This is a genomic window from Maribellus sediminis (assembly GCF_011799805.1).
GTDB classification, from domain to species: Bacteria; Bacteroidota; Bacteroidia; order Bacteroidales; family Prolixibacteraceae; genus Draconibacterium; species Draconibacterium sediminis_A.
The window spans coordinates 535,059-552,562 of sequence record NZ_WXUB01000001.1 but is presented as its reverse complement, the minus strand read 5'-3'; the positions used below and the strand labels follow the sequence as shown (position 1 = coordinate 552,562).

The 17,504-nt window shown below is 41.5% G+C and carries 18 protein-coding genes; 6 read left to right on the top strand and 12 right to left on the bottom strand.

All coding sequences use genetic code 11. The features are described from left to right. Positions 1-2 precede the first annotated feature (2 nt). Positions 3-476: a 23S rRNA (pseudouridine(1915)-N(3))-methyltransferase RlmH gene (gene rlmH, locus HFD85_RS02055; protein WP_167604946.1), complete on the bottom strand. Its 474-nt coding sequence runs from the start codon at positions 474-476 to the stop codon at positions 3-5. Between the two features lie 228 nt (positions 477-704). On the opposite strand from rlmH, the gene HFD85_RS02050 reads away from it, so the two are divergent. Together HFD85_RS02050 and HFD85_RS02045 are read left to right on the top strand one after the other, a co-directional pair. Continuing rightward, positions 705-1,103 carry a DUF4783 domain-containing protein gene (locus tag HFD85_RS02050; protein WP_167604945.1) on the top strand — a complete coding sequence of 133 codons (399 nt, stop codon included), beginning with the start codon at positions 705-707 and terminating at the stop codon, positions 1,101-1,103. 11 nt (positions 1,104-1,114) lie between these two features. Then, the gene (locus tag HFD85_RS02045) at positions 1,115-2,065 is read left to right on the top strand and encodes a YihY/virulence factor BrkB family protein (RefSeq protein ID WP_167604944.1); all 951 of its coding nucleotides are present in this window, start codon (positions 1,115-1,117) and stop codon (positions 2,063-2,065) included. 655 nt (positions 2,066-2,720) lie between these two features. On the opposite strand, the gene HFD85_RS02040 is transcribed toward HFD85_RS02045, so the two are convergent. From HFD85_RS02040 to HFD85_RS02015, 6 genes are all read right to left on the bottom strand, one after another. After that, positions 2,721-3,602: a rhomboid family intramembrane serine protease gene (locus tag HFD85_RS02040; protein ID WP_206081836.1), complete on the bottom strand. Its 882-nt coding sequence runs from the start codon at positions 3,600-3,602 to the stop codon at positions 2,721-2,723. A gap of 25 nt (positions 3,603-3,627) precedes the next feature. Further along, positions 3,628-4,341, bottom strand: a complete 714-nt coding sequence (locus HFD85_RS02035; protein ID WP_240924999.1) for a rhomboid family intramembrane serine protease — start codon at positions 4,339-4,341, stop codon at positions 3,628-3,630. A 150-nt stretch (positions 4,342-4,491) separates the two neighbouring features. Beyond that, positions 4,492-6,351 carry a DNA mismatch repair endonuclease MutL gene (gene mutL, locus HFD85_RS02030; RefSeq protein ID WP_167604943.1) on the bottom strand — a complete coding sequence of 620 codons (1,860 nt, stop codon included), beginning with the start codon at positions 6,349-6,351 and terminating at the stop codon, positions 4,492-4,494. A 39-nt stretch (positions 6,352-6,390) separates the two neighbouring features. Beyond that, entirely contained in the window at positions 6,391-6,699 is a 309-nt protein-coding gene (locus HFD85_RS02025) for a hypothetical protein (RefSeq protein WP_167604942.1), read from the bottom strand. Positions 6,700-6,938: 239 nt separating this feature from the next. Continuing rightward, on the bottom strand, positions 6,939-8,081 hold the full coding sequence (locus tag HFD85_RS02020; protein ID WP_167604941.1) for an iron-containing alcohol dehydrogenase: 1,143 nt from the start codon (positions 8,079-8,081) through the stop codon (positions 6,939-6,941). 15 nt (positions 8,082-8,096) lie between these two features. Further along, positions 8,097-8,405 (bottom strand): antibiotic biosynthesis monooxygenase, encoded by a 309-nt coding sequence (locus HFD85_RS02015; RefSeq protein WP_167604940.1) that lies wholly within the window; start codon positions 8,403-8,405, stop codon positions 8,097-8,099. A gap of 213 nt (positions 8,406-8,618) precedes the next feature. On the opposite strand from HFD85_RS02015, the gene HFD85_RS02010 reads away from it, so the two are divergent. From HFD85_RS02010 to HFD85_RS02000, 3 genes are read left to right on the top strand one after another with little or no spacing between them, the layout of a single operon-like run. Then, on the top strand, positions 8,619-9,209 hold the full coding sequence (locus HFD85_RS02010; RefSeq protein ID WP_167604939.1) for an RNA polymerase sigma factor: 591 nt from the start codon (positions 8,619-8,621) through the stop codon (positions 9,207-9,209). Then, positions 9,157-9,756, top strand: a complete 600-nt coding sequence (locus HFD85_RS02005; protein ID WP_167604938.1) for a hypothetical protein — start codon at positions 9,157-9,159, stop codon at positions 9,754-9,756. Before HFD85_RS02010 ends, HFD85_RS02005 begins: the two co-directional genes overlap by 53 nt. Next, positions 9,734-11,023 carry a hypothetical protein gene (locus HFD85_RS02000; RefSeq protein ID WP_167604937.1) on the top strand — a complete coding sequence of 430 codons (1,290 nt, stop codon included), beginning with the start codon at positions 9,734-9,736 and terminating at the stop codon, positions 11,021-11,023. Before HFD85_RS02005 ends, HFD85_RS02000 begins: the two co-directional genes overlap by 23 nt. A gap of 45 nt (positions 11,024-11,068) precedes the next feature. Here the strand turns inward: HFD85_RS02000 and corA are convergent, their stop codons facing one another. Continuing rightward, positions 11,069-12,133 (bottom strand): magnesium/cobalt transporter CorA, encoded by a 1,065-nt coding sequence (gene corA, locus HFD85_RS01995; protein WP_167604936.1) that lies wholly within the window; start codon positions 12,131-12,133, stop codon positions 11,069-11,071. A gap of 107 nt (positions 12,134-12,240) precedes the next feature. On the opposite strand from corA, the gene HFD85_RS01990 reads away from it, so the two are divergent. Further along, the gene (locus HFD85_RS01990; protein WP_167604935.1) at positions 12,241-13,335 is read left to right on the top strand and encodes a carboxypeptidase-like regulatory domain-containing protein; all 1,095 of its coding nucleotides are present in this window, start codon (positions 12,241-12,243) and stop codon (positions 13,333-13,335) included. Between the two features lie 43 nt (positions 13,336-13,378). Here HFD85_RS01990 and der read toward each other — a convergent pair whose 3' ends face one another. The 4 genes from der to dapF all read right to left on the bottom strand — a co-directional run bounded on the left by der (position 13,379) and on the right by dapF (position 17,445). Next, entirely contained in the window at positions 13,379-14,689 is a 1,311-nt protein-coding gene (gene der, locus HFD85_RS01985; protein ID WP_167604934.1) for a ribosome biogenesis GTPase Der, read from the bottom strand. A gap of 124 nt (positions 14,690-14,813) precedes the next feature. Next, the gene (gene era, locus HFD85_RS01980; protein ID WP_167604933.1) at positions 14,814-15,698 is read right to left on the bottom strand and encodes a GTPase Era; all 885 of its coding nucleotides are present in this window, start codon (positions 15,696-15,698) and stop codon (positions 14,814-14,816) included. A 107-nt stretch (positions 15,699-15,805) separates the two neighbouring features. Next, a complete protein-coding gene (locus HFD85_RS01975) occupies positions 15,806-16,585 on the bottom strand; it encodes a polysaccharide deacetylase family protein (protein WP_167604932.1) in 780 nt (259 codons plus the stop codon). After that, positions 16,582-17,445 (bottom strand): diaminopimelate epimerase, encoded by an 864-nt coding sequence (dapF, locus tag HFD85_RS01970; RefSeq protein WP_167604931.1) that lies wholly within the window; start codon positions 17,443-17,445, stop codon positions 16,582-16,584. Before dapF ends, HFD85_RS01975 begins: the two co-directional genes overlap by 4 nt. Between the last annotated feature and the right edge of the window lie 59 nt (positions 17,446-17,504).

Below are 17,504 nucleotides of genomic sequence, written 5' to 3'. Positions count from 1 at the left end.
CCTTATTCATGGTGATAGGGCTCGCCCTTTAAAATGGTAAAAGCCCGGTAAATTTGTTCAACACACAACAATCGCACCATTTGATGCGAAAAAGTCAATTTTGATAATGATATTTTTGAATGTGCTTTTTGATAAACTTCTTCCGAGAAACCGTAGGGGCCGCCAATTACAAAAATCAGTTCTTTTACACTATTCAGCATTTTTTGCTCAATAAACCTGGCAAACTCTTTCGAACTGAAACTTTTACCACGCTCGTCGAACAAGTGCATTTCTTTTCCTGCCGCCAATTTCGAAAGAATGATTTCACCTTCCTTGATTTTTTGCAACTCTTCGCTGGTATTTTTACCTTTCCTGATATCGGGAATCACCTCAACACTGAAGTTCACATAGTGTTTCAGGCGCTTGATATAAATATCCATTCCTTCCTGAATGTAAGAAGCATCGGTTTTACCAATAACCAATAAGGTAATATTCATACACAAAATTTATATGCTCATTCCACAAATTAAAGCTTTGCAGATAATTTATTCCTTCTCATTATCAACCAAATGAACCTAACTTTGCAGCAACTTAGCAAAACGAAATAAGCTGTTTCGGTCATTTGACACATAATTTTATAAATTTACAGTAAAAATAAGGCTATAATCGTGTTTTTTGCATAGTTTTTGATAATATGCAGCACGTTATACCGAAAATATACAGCGATGTCAATTCTAAAAAAAATATCGATATTAAGCTTTCTGTTTGTGGCGATTCTGGCAAATACCTCATTTGCGCAGGTGCCCAACGACATAATTACGAGCTTTAACACCGGAGACTCAAAAATGCTGGCTGAATATTTCAATCAGAATGTTGAGCTGGTGGTTATGGATGATGACAATGTTTACAGCAAGGCCCAGGCCGAACAAATAGTTGCCAGCTTTTTCAGCAGTTTTACACCAGTAAAGGAAAATGCTTTCACCATTAAATTCAATAGTGGTAAAGAAGCCAAATCGGTGATCGGGCAACTAAAAACCACTAAAGGAGAATTTAGGGTTTATTTTTTGCTGAAAAAGGACGGATCTAAAGAATACATCCATCAACTCAGAATTGAAAAACAGTAATCCTCCGATTTATGGGGAAAAACCAAACTTTGCAGCGCTTAAAGCAGTTGGGCGAAAAAATTGTTGAACGGGCGAAGAAGATAACCATCCCTTTTTTTGACGACGTACCCTTGTACGACGTGGCACTTTTCTTCTGGCGCAGCATCGTTGACGGTTCAATTACGACGAGGGCATCGGCCATTGCTTTTTCCTTTTTTATGGCATTTTTCCCTTTTGTTATTTTCCTGTTTACATTAATTCCATTCATCCCTCGCATCATACCTTTTATTCCGGCCGAGGGTTTTCAGGATGAACTTTTTGAGCTGATAAAGGGAATAGTCCCTGACGAAAGTACCTTCCAGATTATTGAAACTACAGTCGACGATATTTTGAATGTGCCTCATAGCGGTTTGTTGTCGTTTGGTTTTTTTATGGCGCTTATATTTTCAACCAACGGACTGGCCTCAATGATGAGCGCTTTCGATGCTACGATACACAGTATTCAACGCAGGACGTGGCTCAGCCAACGAATTACAGCCATTTACCTGCTTATTATATTATTTATTCTACTGACAGTAGCCATTACTTTACTTACGGGAGGGCAGATCTTTATCCAATATCTGGAAGAAAATGACATCCTGCGCGACAGTTTTATTCTGCTGCTGCTTACAGTCGGAAAATGGATCATAACGCTGTCACTGTTCTTTTTTGCCTATTCCTTTTTATACTACATGGCGCCGGCCAAAAAAACCAAGTGGCGGTTTATTTCGGCCGGAGGAACTCTGGCCACAATCTTAAGCATCGTTACTATCGCAGGATTTACCTACTACATCAATAATTTCAGTCAGTATAACAAATTGTACGGATCTCTCGGAACCGTATTAATCATTCTATTTTTGATGTACATCATGTCGCTTATCCTGTTGATCGGATTCGAACTGAACGCCAGTATTTACCAGGCGCGTTCGTCGTTGGAAGAATAGAGTTTGAAGGACGGAAGGATTGATGAACTGAAGGACTGAAGTTCGGAATGCCTTAATGCTCAAATATCATTAATACTGCCTGCTGCCATTTGCTTATTGCCAACTTTTGGATTGAAGGATTGAAGGACGGAAGGATTGAAGTTGGAATGCTTCAATGTTAAACTGCTAAATTGAAAAATTGTAAAGTTAGGGTTCAACAAACAAAACTGTTCACTGAGACTGAAACTTAAAAATGAAGGATGGATGGAATGATGTTGGTATGCGCGAATGTAAAAATGCTTTAATGCTCAAATATCATTAATACTGCCTACTGCCATTTGCTTATTGCCAACTTTTGGATTGAGGGATGAAGGACGGAAGGATTGAAGTTGGAATGCTTCAATGTTAAACTGCTAAATTGAAAAATTGTAAAGTTATAGTTCAACAAACAACCTTGTTCACTGAAACTTAAAAATGAAGGATGGATGGAATGATGTTGGTATGCGCGAATGTAAAAATGCCTTAATGTTCAAATATCTTTAATACTGCCTACTGCCATTTGCTTATTGCCAACTTTTGGATTGAAGGATTGAAGGACCGAAGGATTGAAGTTGGAATGCTTCAATATTCTGAAAACTGCGACTGCGACTGAAAACTGATCACTGATCACTTAACACTACTTCTTCCCCTGTCTGAACAGCAATTCCTTTTCGGATTTGGAAAGGCTTTCGTAACCCGATTTGGCAATCTTGTCAAGGATATGATTGATCTCCTCCTGTTTCACATGTTGCTGTTTGGCGTATTCGTGATCGTCGCGAGGCGGCTTTTTATAGGTCACCTTCATTTTGCTTTTTGGCTTGAAAGCATCAGCAAAAAAAGCACCTATTTTATTTATAAAATCTACAAAACCCGATCCCATGTCTTTTCCTCTTTTTAACTGATAAATATAAAACCATCCCCATATAGCGCCTCCCACATGTGCAATATTTCCACCGGGATTTGAGGTTGAAATACTGAGTATGGATAACAAAACATAAAAACCTGCCACATACTTCAGCGGGAAACGTCCGATAAAAAACAAGTGAATTTCGCGGTTAGGATCATAAACTGCCACGGCTACCAATACCGCAAAAATCGAGGCAGAGGCGCCCAGCAACAACCCGTAAACCGAATCGAAAGCCGGAAAAAGGTTATATGAAATGATGTAAAGCGCAGCGCCTGCCAGTCCTCCCAGCAAGTAGACACTCAGTAGTTTTCGTCCTTCGAAATGATATAAAAACAATTGCCCGAACCAGTACAATCCAAGCACATTAAAAAGCAGATGCAAAAAACCAACATGCAAAAACATGTAGGTAAACGGAGTCCATGGTCTTCGTATCAATTCATCGGTAACCGATGGCACAGCCAGCCAGTTAGCCAGCGAAAAAGGCTGACCGACGAGGTAAAAAAATACGCCGATTATCTTCAGCACCAGAAAAACACCAATATTAATGTAGATCAGGCGGGTAAGTACCGAACCTTCTTTAAACGTACGTTTTATGTCTCCAAGGATATCCACTTTCAGAAAATTTTAAAAGCTCTGATCAATAAAATGTGTTGGAATTTTTGTTCCAGTAACGGATCATAAAATAACCGAATAACATACCTCCGAGATGGGCAAAATGTGCTACGTTACTTCCGGGTTGAGACAAGCCGAGAACAAGCTCCAGAACACCATAACCAATCACAAAATATTTGGCCTTTATTGGTATCGGAGGGAAAAGCAGCATCAGCTCGGTATTTGGAAATAGCATACCAAAACCAAGTAAAATTCCGAATACTGCACCCGAAGCTCCTACCGTCGGGGTAGTTAAAATTTCAGAAACCGTGTTTCCCGGAATATATTTTCCCTGAGCGGCGAGCTCTTTAAAATAATTCAGTTGATCGACACCAACATCTGCAAGGGCATGACGATATTCAAGCGTAAGCACACCCAAATGCAAAGCAGCTGCGCCCAAACCGGTAACAAGATAAAAAGTCAGGAAACGTTTTGGTCCCCAAACACTTTCGAGCACCCGGCCGAACATGTAGAGGGCAAACATATTAAAGAAAATGTGCCCGATACTTCCGTGCATAAACATGTGCGTAAAAAGCTGGTGTAAACGGAAATTTGGAGACGCTGGAAAATATAAACCAAGAAGATGGTAAAGATCGGTCCCCGTTTGTCCCATTATCTTTGTTACCAGGAAAAATAACACGTTGACAAGAATCAGATTCTTGACCACCGGTGGCATATTCAGTGCAGGTCTGTAATTCATATAAACAAGTTTGAAGCCGGAAGCCGGAAGCCCGAAGAAGTTTTTCCAGCAACTGCTAATTGTTAATTACTAAAACTAAACATTCAAATCAGGCCTGAAGTTTACAAGAGCCGTTCCATTATCAATTCAGCTAAAAATACCGACAATCTGTCACCTGAGAAAACTTTTTTCGATATCCTCGGTCGAAATGATGGTCAATACCTTTTTACCGTCGGGTGTAAAATTCGGCGTGGCACAGGCAAAAAGATTATCAATCAGGTGATCTACTTCCTCCTGTTTTAGCTCCATTCCATAATCGAGCGCCGAAGCTTTTGCCAGCGAAAGGGCAATCTGCTCTTTTGCCTTCGAACGTGCATCTACCGGTGAATTTTTATATTCTTCCAGCAATTTTTCAACGACCATTTCGGGAGATGAAACATCCAGCACTCCCGGAGTTCCGTTAATGATAAAGGTATTTCTCCCGAACTCCCTGATGTCGAACCCCAGCGACAACAGATCTTCCAGAATGGACTTTAAAACCTCGGCATCGGCAGGATTCAATTCAATGGTTTGCGGGAACAATTGTTGCTGACTGGCAACAGAATCCGATTTCAGCACCTCCATAAACTGCTCGAAAAGAATGCGCTCGTGCGCTCTTTTCTGATCGATCACCATCAATCCCGATTTTACCGGTGTAAGCACATAACGTTGCTTCAGCTGCATCACTTTTTTGCCGTTGTATTGCTCTTTTGTTTGCGCATACAAATCGTTACTGCTCCTTTTTTCCTCCCGGTAGTTTTCTTCCGGTTTCAATTTCAACTGTGCCCCGCTGTACAAATCCTCCCAGTTATCGAGGTTCTTTTTTTCGCGAAAGCTGGTTCCCGATGGTGTGTAACTGCCACCCGAGCCACTTTTTTCGGTATCGAACGGATTATACTCGGGATTAACTTTTATGTCGGGAAAACGAATGCCTTCACTGCTCCGCCTTGGAACAGGAATATCGATGCTTCCGCTTTGATCAAAATCGATCGACGGCACAACACTGTGTTTTCCTAACGATTCGCGAATCGAAGCGTGAATGATTGGCCAGATATCACGTTCATTCTCAAACTTGATCTCGGTTTTTGTTGGGTGAACGTTGATATCGATCTCACCCGGATCGAGTTCAAGAAATAAAAAATACGATGGAAAAGTGTCGGGTGGCAACAACTGTTCGTAGGCCTGCGTGATGGCCTTATGAAAATACGGATGCCGCATGTACCTTCCGTTTACAAAGAAGAACTGCTCACCCATTGTTTTTCGGGCAAATTTGGGCTGACCGATAAAACCATGAATATTTACAATACTGGTTTCCTCTTTCACGCTCACCAGGCTCTGATTCAGTGATTTGCCGAACACATCAACAATTCGTTTCCGGTAATTGGTTGCCGGCAGTTCGTACACTGAAGTGCCGTTATGAACCAGCGAAAATTTGATGGTAGGATTGGGCAACGCTATGCGCTGAATTTCCCAGATAATATGTTTTAACTCCGTAGAGTTAGCTTTCAAAAATTTGCGACGGGCAGGAACATTGAAAAACAAATTCTTGATCATGAAGTTGGTGCCGTTGTTAATTCCGGCAGGTTCCTGGGTTTTTACTTCGGAACCGACAATGTGGATAAAAGTCCCCACTTCGTCTTCCATGCGTTTGGTACGCAACTCTACATCGGCAATGGCAGCTACCGAAGCCAGCGCTTCGCCGCGAAAACCCATGGTGCGGATGCAAAACAGATCGTTGGCACTTCGAATCTTAGATGTTGCATGTCGTTCGAATGCCATCCGTGCATCGGTTGGCGACATTCCGCAACCGTTGTCACTGATCTGAATCAGGGTTTTCCCTGCGTCTTTAATATTTATTGTAATTTCAGTAGCTCCCGCGTCGAGTGCATTTTCCACCAGTTCTTTAACCACCGAAGCCGGACGTTGAATGACTTCTCCGGCAGCAATCTGGTTAGCAACTGCATCGGGTAATAACTGGATAATATCGCTCAATTTTAAACCTTTAAATAATTAGAAATGAGTAGAAAACGATCAGGAAAAGAAATCGGAATAGAAAAACAGGTACAACACGAGGGCAAGAACAATTATGATCCAAATAAGGCGGCGGTTTTGTGAGCGTCGCGCTTCTTCCCCTGAACGGGCCCAGCCACCTGATGCCCGGAACTGCCCGCGAACATTTGGGCGATAAGGTTTACCATCGTCCTTTTTTTCATCAACAATCCCCATCTCCTCCTTAATCCGTCTTTCACGTTCGTCACGTTCTTCTTTGTCAGGATCGTAAAACCGGGGAGTAATGCTGAATTTCTTGGTTCCTGGTGTATGAAAAAATCTGCCTATCATTTTATCTGTCTTTGAACTTCATGGTCGGGCCACAAAGTATATCATTCAATTTCTATTCTACTCGATCCCGAAGTACTATCGTAATCGGGATCAGATCTGCTAAGTAATTCTAAATCAATTCGTTTATAAAATTACAACTTCACTGATTTCTACAAAGATAACCTTTATTCTGCAAAAATTATTCCACGCCTCCATTCACTGTCCAACGGATCTCTCAGAATACGGTTTAATTAATTTTTTTAAAGTGATTTCTCCAGTATCCAGCTTAGTTGCTCATCGTCGAGCATAACCGGATTACCTTTCATGCTACTGGAAACTTTCGCCTTTTCAACGAGCATAGGAAAATCATGTTCTGTAAGTCCAAAAACTGAAAGTGGCGGAATATTCAAAGCACTTACCAGGTTTTCAACCCAAACAATTGAATCTTCAGCTTTAGCTTTTTGACTTCCTGCTAATATTTTTGCCAGCTCTTCAAATTTTGAAAGATCGCCACCTGATTCACTTAAAACTTCAATATTCATTTCGATGACAGCCGAAACCAAACTGGCACAAACTGTTCCGTGCGGAATGGGATACATCCCTCCCATCGGGCCGGCAAAACCATGAACAGCACCCAGTTTTACGTTAGCAAGCGCCATCCCGCCGAGCAAACTTGCAAGAGCCATGTCTTCCCTGGCTACTTTGTCTTCACCATTCTTGTATGCTTTCAACAAGGATCTCGAAATGCGGTGAAGTCCTTCACGGCAAAGCATATCGATAAACGGATTGGCCTGATTCGACACAAAAGTTTCGAGCAAATGCGTCAGGGTATCAACGCCGGTGCTGGCTGTTAATTCCGGCGACATGGAATATGTGAGAACCGGATCGACCAGCGCCACATCGGGATACATAAAATCGCTGCGCAGGCTAACTTTCACATGCTGATCCGGCGATTTTATCACCGAGTTTTTAGTGACTTCGGCACCTGTACCCGCCGTAGTTGGAATAGCAATAAACGATAATGGTTTTTCGAGCAAAGGTTTTCCCCGGCCAATCACTTCAAGGTAATCCATCAGTTCTCCTTTGTTGGTGGCCATTGCGGCTATGGCTTTCGCCGCATCGATCACACTGCCGCCGCCAATTGCCACAACAACATCACATTCCTTTTCGCGGGCAAGTTCCATTCCTGCTGTGACCAGGCGTGTTGTGGGTTCACTTTCAACCTGAAAAAAAGTGACCTCGATGCCCGGATCCAGCTTCCCGGCCAATTCTTCTGCACGTTGTGCATTTCTACCACAGACCAATAGAACTTTATTACCAAGTTCACGAATCAGCGCCGGAACCTGGTCAACGGAATGATTTCCAAATATTATTTTCGAGGCTGTGGCAAATGAAAAATTCATGATTTGTTTTGTTTATCACCCCCAACTTTCTTCTTCAGGGATAACGTTATCGAATACGACAGAAGTTCGGGGTTCTTCCATCATGTCCGCTACTTTTTCGCGCCAGCGCTGGTAGTGTTCTGTAGCTTTGTGCCGCGCCGGATCTTCGTAATGCCGGTAAGCTTCTACCAGAACAAACCGCGTTGGATCGTCCTGTTGTTGCACAATATCGAAACGAGCGACTCCGGGTTCCAACAAACTGTTTTTTGCATTCTCAATGGTTGCATCGATAAAATCTTCAACCCAATCTCTTTTTACATGAACATTCACGTGAACGATGTACATAGTTTTTGTTTTAAGCCCTCCAGGCTATTTTGTTTAGGCCTTTCAGGTTGATCAATTTTTCATCCTACATCACTCTTTTTAATTGTAGTAGCACAAAATTGAAAAATATTTTCATAAACGTTCCAACCTTTTCAACTTATCTTCGTCATTCGATCAGACATGCGTTCTGAAAATGAATAGAAAAAGCTAACAACCGAAGTAATCCGGCAGAACTTGGAGGTAATTTTTAACCAAAACGAACAACACCTGGTGCGACTTTGCAAAAAAGGCGATGCAAAAGCACAGTACAAATTGTACAAACTTTATTCGAAAGGCATGTACAACCTGGCTGTGCGCATGACAAACAACCAGTCGATGGCGGAAGATGTACTTCAGGATGCTTTTATTAAAGCTTTTGGTGAAATAAATAAGCTGAAAAACGAAAAAGCTTTTGGAGGGTGGTTACGTCGGATTGTGGCGAACCTCTGTATCGACGCATCGCGGAAAAAGAAACTGTTGTTTACCGACATGGAAAGCCTGAACGAAAGTGAGCTGGAAGAATCGGTTGAAGTGGACGACACTGTTGAACCGGAGCAGATTCATGCACTGATAAAAAAGCTGCCCGATGGTGCCCGCGAAATTCTGGTTCTGCGTGCTCTCGAAGGATACAAACACTCCGAAATTGGCGAGCAGCTGGGCATTTCGGAATCGACCGCAAAAACCCAGTTTTTCAGAGCAAAACAGTTGCTTGCAAAAATGATTAACGAAGTGAATGATGAAGAAAGATCTGGAAAAAATATTACAGGAGAAGCGATTAAGGCTTGATGTTGAGGAGCCCGAAGCAGATCTGATCTGGGAAGGAATCAGAAGCGGTCTGCACAAAAAGAAAGCAATGCCCGAGTGGTTCTGGAAAGTGGCTGCCATTTTCATTTTTGCGGTATCAGCAACATACTTCATAGTTAACGAGACCTCACAAAAAAAGGTGGTTATTGTTTCGCTTTCCGATATTTCGAAAGATCTGGGAAACCAGGAACAGTTGCTCAAACAAACGGTTAGCCTGAAATGGGAGGAAGTGGAAAACCAACTCCCTTCCGGCAATTCGGAAATAAACTTTTTGCTGGACGAATTAAAAGAACTCGACTGCGTTTATGCCTCGTATCAGCAAGACCTGAACCAAACGCTGAATAACGAACCGGTGATTCGTGCCATGCTTGACAACTATGAGAAAAAAATAAAAATACTGAACCGTTTACTCATGGAAATTGAAAAACAGAAACACTATGAAATGAGTTCCGAGAATTCGGGACGAATTCCATATGATACCATAGAAAACATACAATTTAAATCATATGAAAAAACAACTACTCTTTAAATTTTCGATGTTCACAGCGCTGATCCTTTCGTCAGCCTTGGTTTTAGCACAAGACTACGAAACCAGCAAAACAGTTTCGAAATCGCTTGCCGTGCCAAACGATGTGAAAATAGAAATGACGAACCATTCGGGCGACGTTAAGTTCGTATTAAGCAACAGCAACGAGGTTAGCTTAAAAACAAGTGTAAATTTACATGTAAGGGACGAAAGCGATGCCAAAAGAATTCTCGAAGCCATCGATGAATTTGAATTTGACCTTCAGGGAAGCCGCCTCAAAATCGACACACGCTTCTACCGGAATATGAACACGATAAACAACCGTTCGACTTTAACACTTTTGAACGGCGACAAGGTTAAACTGAAAGATTTCACCATCAGCCACGAAATCAGTATTCCGGTGAATGCACAAATCGATCTTGAAAACAAATACAGCAACGTGAGTTTGCCCGATTTGAAAGGCCCGGCAAAACTGAATCTTTACAACAGTAAGTTGAATGCCGAAGATTTTGAGTCGTCACTCGAACTGGAAGCCAAATATTCAAAACTGTATGTGTCAGACCTCAAAGCCGAAACTCAACTCACACTGTACGATACCGATGTTGAATTTGCCTCAGCCGGAGCAATGAAAGTTGAAAGCAAATATTCGCGGTTGGAAGGCGATAAAGCGCAAAGTCTGAACATCAATTCCTACGATGATAAAATTTTCGTCGACGAGCTAAACAGTTTGGAAATGGAGGCCAAATATTCCGATCTGGAATCGGAAGCAGAGTTGAACGATGTAAAACTCAACCTGTACGACTGCAACCTGAAAATCGCCTCAGCAAAAGATTTAAAATTCGATGGAAAGTACTGCGAATTAAAGCTTGGTAATGTGAAGAACATGGTAATTGGCCAATCGTACGACAACGACTTTTACCTTAAAAAATCGCAAAGCATACAAATTTCGGAAAGCAAATACAGCAGTTACAGCATGTCGACCAACAGTCAATTTAAAATTATCGGTTACGACGATAGAGTGAGTATTGAAAAGCTAAGCGATAATTTTGAAGGGATTTCGTTCGACTGTAAATACGGCAAGTTAAATATAGGATCCGGCAGCGTTCCGTTTCGTGTTGATGTGATGATGAAATATGGCAAAATAGACCTGCCTGATTCGCTGGAACCTACAAAACACATCGAAAAAAACAGCGAGTTGGAAATTATGGCCGGAAAAGAAGGTGGTGTAATTTCAATTCGCGGTTACGACAATACGATTCAAATTCGTTAAAACCAAATCCGGAATAAATTAAAAGTGGTTGCAGGTATAAACTATCTACAACCACTTTTTTCGTTTGAAATAGATAAACAAACCTCCCCCCAAAACCAAAAAGATAATCCACAAAATCAGGTAGGAATATTTGAATTTCAGCTCGGGCATGTATTCGAAATTCATTCCGTAAATTCCGGCTACAAAAGTCAAGGGGATAAAAACTGACGCAAAAATGGTAAGTGTTTTCATCACCTCGTTCATCTTGTTGCTCATGTTCGAATTATAAATATTCAACTGATCCGAAACCAGGTTATTATACAATTCAATTGAATCGGTACACTGAACAGCCAGGTCCTGAAGGTCGTTTAAAAACTGTTTGTTTTGCTCCATAATGTACGAGTCTTCGGTGCGGTTTAGCAGCACCAAAAAATCCCTAACCGGGCGAACTGCTTTCCGCAGGTAATTTAACTCGGTTTTATACTGGTAAATTTCTTCTACAATTTTGTTGTCCATTGCTTTAAAAAGCCGGTCTTCCAGGTCCTCCACCTTAGCACCTATTTTTTCGATCAGCAGCAGGTAATTATCCAGAATTGTATCCATCAAAACATACGCCAGGTAATCGTTCCCGCTTTGTCTGATCCGCCCTTTGCTTTTTCGAATCCGGTCGCGCACAGGGGCAAAAAAATCGCCCCTTCTTTCCTGAAGCGTCAATACATAATTTTTGCCCAGGATGATCGAGATCTGTTCGGCATGAACACGGTTTGAATTTTCTTCCTGGTGAAGCATCTTCAAAATAAAAGCATCGTAGGTTTCGCCGTTTTCGTATTTAGGCGACTGGTCAGTATTCAAAATATCTTCGAGCAAAAGCGCCGGCAGATCAAATTGCTGGCCAATTTTATCAATCATTTCCAGATCGTGAATCCCGTAAATATTAATCCAGTTAATACCTTCCTCGTCAAATTTTTCGATTGCCGATGCAGTAGTTTTAACTTCCTCTTCTATCAGATTTTCATGAGTGTAACCAATGAACTGAATAATGGTATTTTCCATTTTCTGTCGTCCGATCAGCACCAGCGATCCGGGAACTGTTCCTTTTGCTTTCGAGCGATCTTTTAGAAATCGTGCCATCCTGTTCTTTTTTCTTAAATATACAACATTCTGTTCTCAACCAACAAAGAGGAAGCTCTGTTGGAATAATTTTTGTAATTTTTGAGGAGTTAAAATTAACTACCAAAATGACCATCAATCGACACCCGGCAAAACCCATTTTTTTGCTCACATGTTTTTTACTTTTTTTTCTGAATACAAGCGCTCAAAACAAACATACCGTATTCGGAACGGTTACCGATTCTACCACAGGACAGCCGATAGCACATGTTGAAGTATTTATTTCGGGGACCACGGTTGGGTGCATTACTGATAATCAAGGAAACTTCAGCCTTAAACTACCATTTTTGCCCTGCACTTTGGTAGCCGATCATATTTCATTCGACTCATTTGTTAAACCACTCACGGATGGCGGGAATTTGAACATTAAATTGTCCCCTAAGAACATTCAGGTCTCTGAGATCAAGGTATCGGGAAAAAATAAGCGCAAGCAGAACCTGAATTTTTTTTATTCCCGATTTGTACCAAACAAATCAAATAAAATTGAGATTATAAACGATTCCGTTCTTTATTTCGAGCGAGACGAAATGAATTTTTTCGCAAGAACAAATCAACCCTTGATTCTTATAAATCACAACCTGGGATACAAAATCAAAATAATTATTAACGAATTTAGAGTCCAAAAGACTTTGGGACCCAAAGGGGAACAGGTTAAATTGAATACGGTAAAAAGTTACGAAGTAACACGGCTCACAGCCTATTATTATTACGAGTCATTAGAAGCCAGTAACAGCAAACTGGAACAATACAGAAAAAAACGTTTACAAATTTACTATGGCTCTTACCGCCACTTCTTAAAATCGATTTACGACAACGATCCCGGGATACAGGGGTATGAAATAAAGGTTTTCGCACCGGTACCTGAAACCGCATTTTACAGAATTCCGAAACTCAACAGCCCCGCAAGAGAGTATGTTATTTATGCCGATTCGTTAAAGGTTTACTATTGGTCTGATCAAAAAGGATTTCCCGTATCACAGGACGAACGTTCGTTGAGACACTATTATTCACAAGAAGTATCAACAATCTATCCAACAAAAAAATCTTTTTTGATCAGAGAAAACGGAACCAGTCCGAAACTCTCTTTTATAATCGATGGACCTATGATCGCGGATTGTTTTGCCAATCCACTACCTGACGATTATGTCCCGGAACTATTTTAGAAAATTCACATCTCCGGATAACTTCAATCCCTGAACACTGATCTTATTTCTGCCTGAAATAAACCTGTATAGGCACACCCGTAAAATTGAAATTATCGCGTAGCTGATTTTCAATATAGCGTTTATACGGTTCTTTTATATACTGCGGCAAATTGGCAAACAAAGCAAACGACGGAGTTGGTGAAGGCAATTGCGTACAGTATTTAATTTTTATGAATTTACCCTTCCAGGCAGGTGGACCATAATTTTCAATGGCCTCAAGCAATACTTCGTTCAGTTCCGATGTTTTTATACGCTGCTTACGGTTTTCATGAACTTCAATGGCTGTTTCCAATGCCTTATGAACGCGCTGTTTGGTAAGTGCCGAAATAAAAATGATCGGGACATCGACAAACGGAGCAAAACGTTCTTTTATCTGTTCGGCGAACTTTTTGGTGCTGTGCGTGTCTTTTTCAATCAAATCCCACTTATTTACCAGTACCACAACGCCTTTTTTGTTTCGAACAATCAGGTTGAAAATATTTACATCCTGGGCTTCAACACCACGGGTTGCGTCGATGAGCAACAAACAAACATCAGAATTTTCGATAGTACGTACCGAACGAAGAACCGAGTAGAATTCAAGATCTTCGTGTACTTTGCCCTTTTTGCGCAATCCGGCGGTATCAACGATCATAAAATCGTGACCAAATTTATTGTAGCGGGTATGAATTGAGTCTCGCGTAGTTCCGGCCACATCGGTAACAATGTTTCGGTCTTCACCAATCAATGCATTAATAAACGATGATTTTCCAACGTTCGGCCGGCCAACAACCGAAAGATGCGGCAGAACGTGTTCCTCATCAACACCCGGTTTATCCGGTAATTTAGCAACCAGGGCATCCAGCATATCGCCGGTTCCGCTTCCCGTCATCGACGAAATACAGAAGATTTCACCCAATCCGAGACCATAGAATTCCTGAGCATCCATAATCCGCTGATTGTTATCGACTTTATTTACAATCAAAATCACTTCTTTTTTGCTTCGGCGCAGAATGTTGGCAATGGCATCATCCAAATCGGTGATCCCCGATTCCACATCAACAACAAAAGCAATTACATCGGCCTCGTCGATGGCTAAATGAACTTGTTTGTTGATCTCGGCTTCAAATACATCATCCGAATTCACCACATAACCTCCGGTATCGATCACAGAAAACTCCACTCCCGTCCATTCTGCTTTACCGTAATTACGGTCGCGGGTAACTCCTGCTGTTTGATCAACAATGGCTTTTCGCTGTTCGATCAAACGGTTAAACAAAGTTGATTTACCAACATTTGGACGTCCTACTATTGCTACTATTTTGCTACTCATTTTCTTCTTTTTTAAGGGCTAAAGCCCGATGCAAGTTGGAATTGCTAAATCACCGGTTTAAAAGCCGGGGGAAATAAGACTTGTTACAATCTCACTACCAAATACTCACTACTCTGTACTAAAATTAAAACGAATCGTATCCAAATTTCTTAAGCTGACGATCTTTCTCGCGCCAGTCTTTGGCTACTTTAACATATATCTCCAGGAAAATCTTTTTGCTGAAGAATTCTTCAGCATCAGCACGGGCTTCGGTTCCAATTTTCTTAATCATTTTTCCCTGGTGACCGATAATGATTCCTTTCTGGCTTTCGCGCGAAACGTAGATCACTGCACGAATATTGATGATTTTCTCGGCTTCTTTAAATTCTTCCACTTCCACCTCAACAGCATAAGGAATCTCTTTTTGATAATGCAACAGGATCTTTTCGCGAATGATTTCCTGCACAAAAAAACGTTCGTTCCGGTCGGTCAATTCATCCTTTGGGAAAAATGCCGGACTTTCGGGGAGCAGTTCAAGAATGCGGTCGAAAATAGGTTCGATGTTGAATTTCTCCTGTGCCGAAATCGGGAAAATATTTGCTCCCGGAAAAGTGTTACTCCACAAATCGTAGAGTTTCAATACTTCTTCCTGACTCGAAAGATCGATCTTGTTGATCAGAACGATCACCGGCATGTTCGATTTCCGAACCTTTTCGATATACTCCGGATTTTTATCAGGTTTCTCAACAACATCGGTAACAAACAAAATTACGTCCGCATCGATCAACGCTGAATCAACAAATTTCATCATCGTCTCCTGAAGCTTATAACTAGGTTTCAGAATTCCCGGTGTATCGGAATAAACAATTTGGAAATCGTCGCCACTAACAATTCCTTTGATGCGGTGGCGGGTTGTTTGCATTTTCTGGGTAATGATGGAGAGTTTTTCTCCTACGAGAGCGTTCATGATGGTGGATTTACCCACATTGGGGTTTCCAACAATATTCACAAAGCCTGCTTTATGTGCCATTGTCTTCTATTTTAGGTGTTCCTTCCCCGCAGGGAATTCTATATTAATACGTTAAAAATCAGCGCAAAGATAATAGTTTAGATGAATGTTTGGATAAGCGGGAAGATTTATCGGTTATTTTTAATGTAATCCATCACTTCCATGAAGGTAGCGGAATATAATTCATCTTCATGGGCCTTCACATATTCCAGCAATTTACGATGTTCTTCCGCACCAACATTTAAATAACCTCCACCAACGTTGTGAAACAAAAATACAATGATCGTACCCTTATTTTTAGCTTCTTCAACAAGCGCGATCAATTCTTCGACCGTTGGGTCGGCGACCATTGTACTCGGCGTTTTGGCCAGGTCGTAACCTGCCATTGTTTCCGGTATCGGCCCATCGAGACGTGCTGCCGTAAAAAGCTTTTCTACTTCACCCGAAAAGTCAGATTTCCCTGCTACAAAATCGCAGCAAGTATATGCAAAAGTACGTTTCTCTTTTCCGTCGATCGCTTTCAGCAGAGTATTGGCAGCTTTCATCTCGGCCACAATTTGCTCAACAGAATATTTACTCAGATCGTATTCGGGTTCTACCCAATCGTTTGTATTTCTGTTGCAGGGATGAAATATGGTATGATTCCCCAGCTCGTGGCCATTTTTTGAAATGGCCCGCCATTCTTCCATCCGATTGAACAAGGACGGAGAGTTACCTGTGCAAAAAAAAGTTCCTTTAAAGCCAAACTCATCCAGCTGCGGAACAGCAACATCCAAATGACAATCGAGGCCATCGTCGTAAGTAAACACAACTGCTGCTTTGGCTCCGTTTGGCCAACTAAACTGAGCTACAGAATTTAAGGTGAAGCAAATTGAAAAAAGCAGGATTAAAAAGAAGATCCGCTTCATAAGTCAAGATCTTGAATTAACTCGGCACTTAATGTACCAGAAGAAATTTCGCGAACTTCGCCGGTCATTCTGATTTCCCAGTTATCGTCAATTTCAATATGAAGTTTTCCTCCGGGCATCGAAATGGTAAGGTCTTTTTCTGTTAGCCCTCGTTTCAATACCGTTGCAGCCACCGCACACGACGAACTGCCTGAGGCCAGTGTCCATCCGGCGCCACGCTCCCAGATCATTATTTCCACTTCTGTAGGTGATATCACTTTCGCAAACTGAACGTTTATGCGTTTCGGAAACAGGGGGTGATTTTCAATGTCGGAGCCATAAGTTTTAACCTCTGCCTCGTTTAGTTCATCTACCAGGATAACGCAATGCGGATTTCCAACCGACACGCAATTGATGTGGAAAGTTTGATCGTGTAAGGGCAGTGGTTCATTAATACATTCGGGTTTTTCGATGTTTACCGGTACTTTTTTGGCATCGAAAATGGCAGTGCCCATATCCACTTTTATCATGAAGGCTTTTCCGTTACGTTCTTCCATTATTTCGGAGCGAACAAGTCCCCCTGGAGTTTCAATGCTAAAACTTTTTGCCCTGGTAAATCCGTGATCGTATAAATATTTGGAGAATATACGCAGACCGTTACCGCTCTTCTCAGCTTCCGAGCCATCGGGATTCAGAATTCGCATTCCGAAATCGGCTTTTTCCGACGGCACTTTTAACAAAATTCCATCGGAGCCAATGCCATAATGCACGTCGCAAATACGAATGATGGCCGCTTCGGTCAACTCAAAATTTATATTTTCCTGATCGAGAACAATGTAATCGTTTCCCAGGCCGTGTGATTTTACAAAGAAGTTTTGCATAGTGAAATCGTTTGATCTACAAAAGTATCAAACGAAAATTAATTATTCGTTTCTGCTTC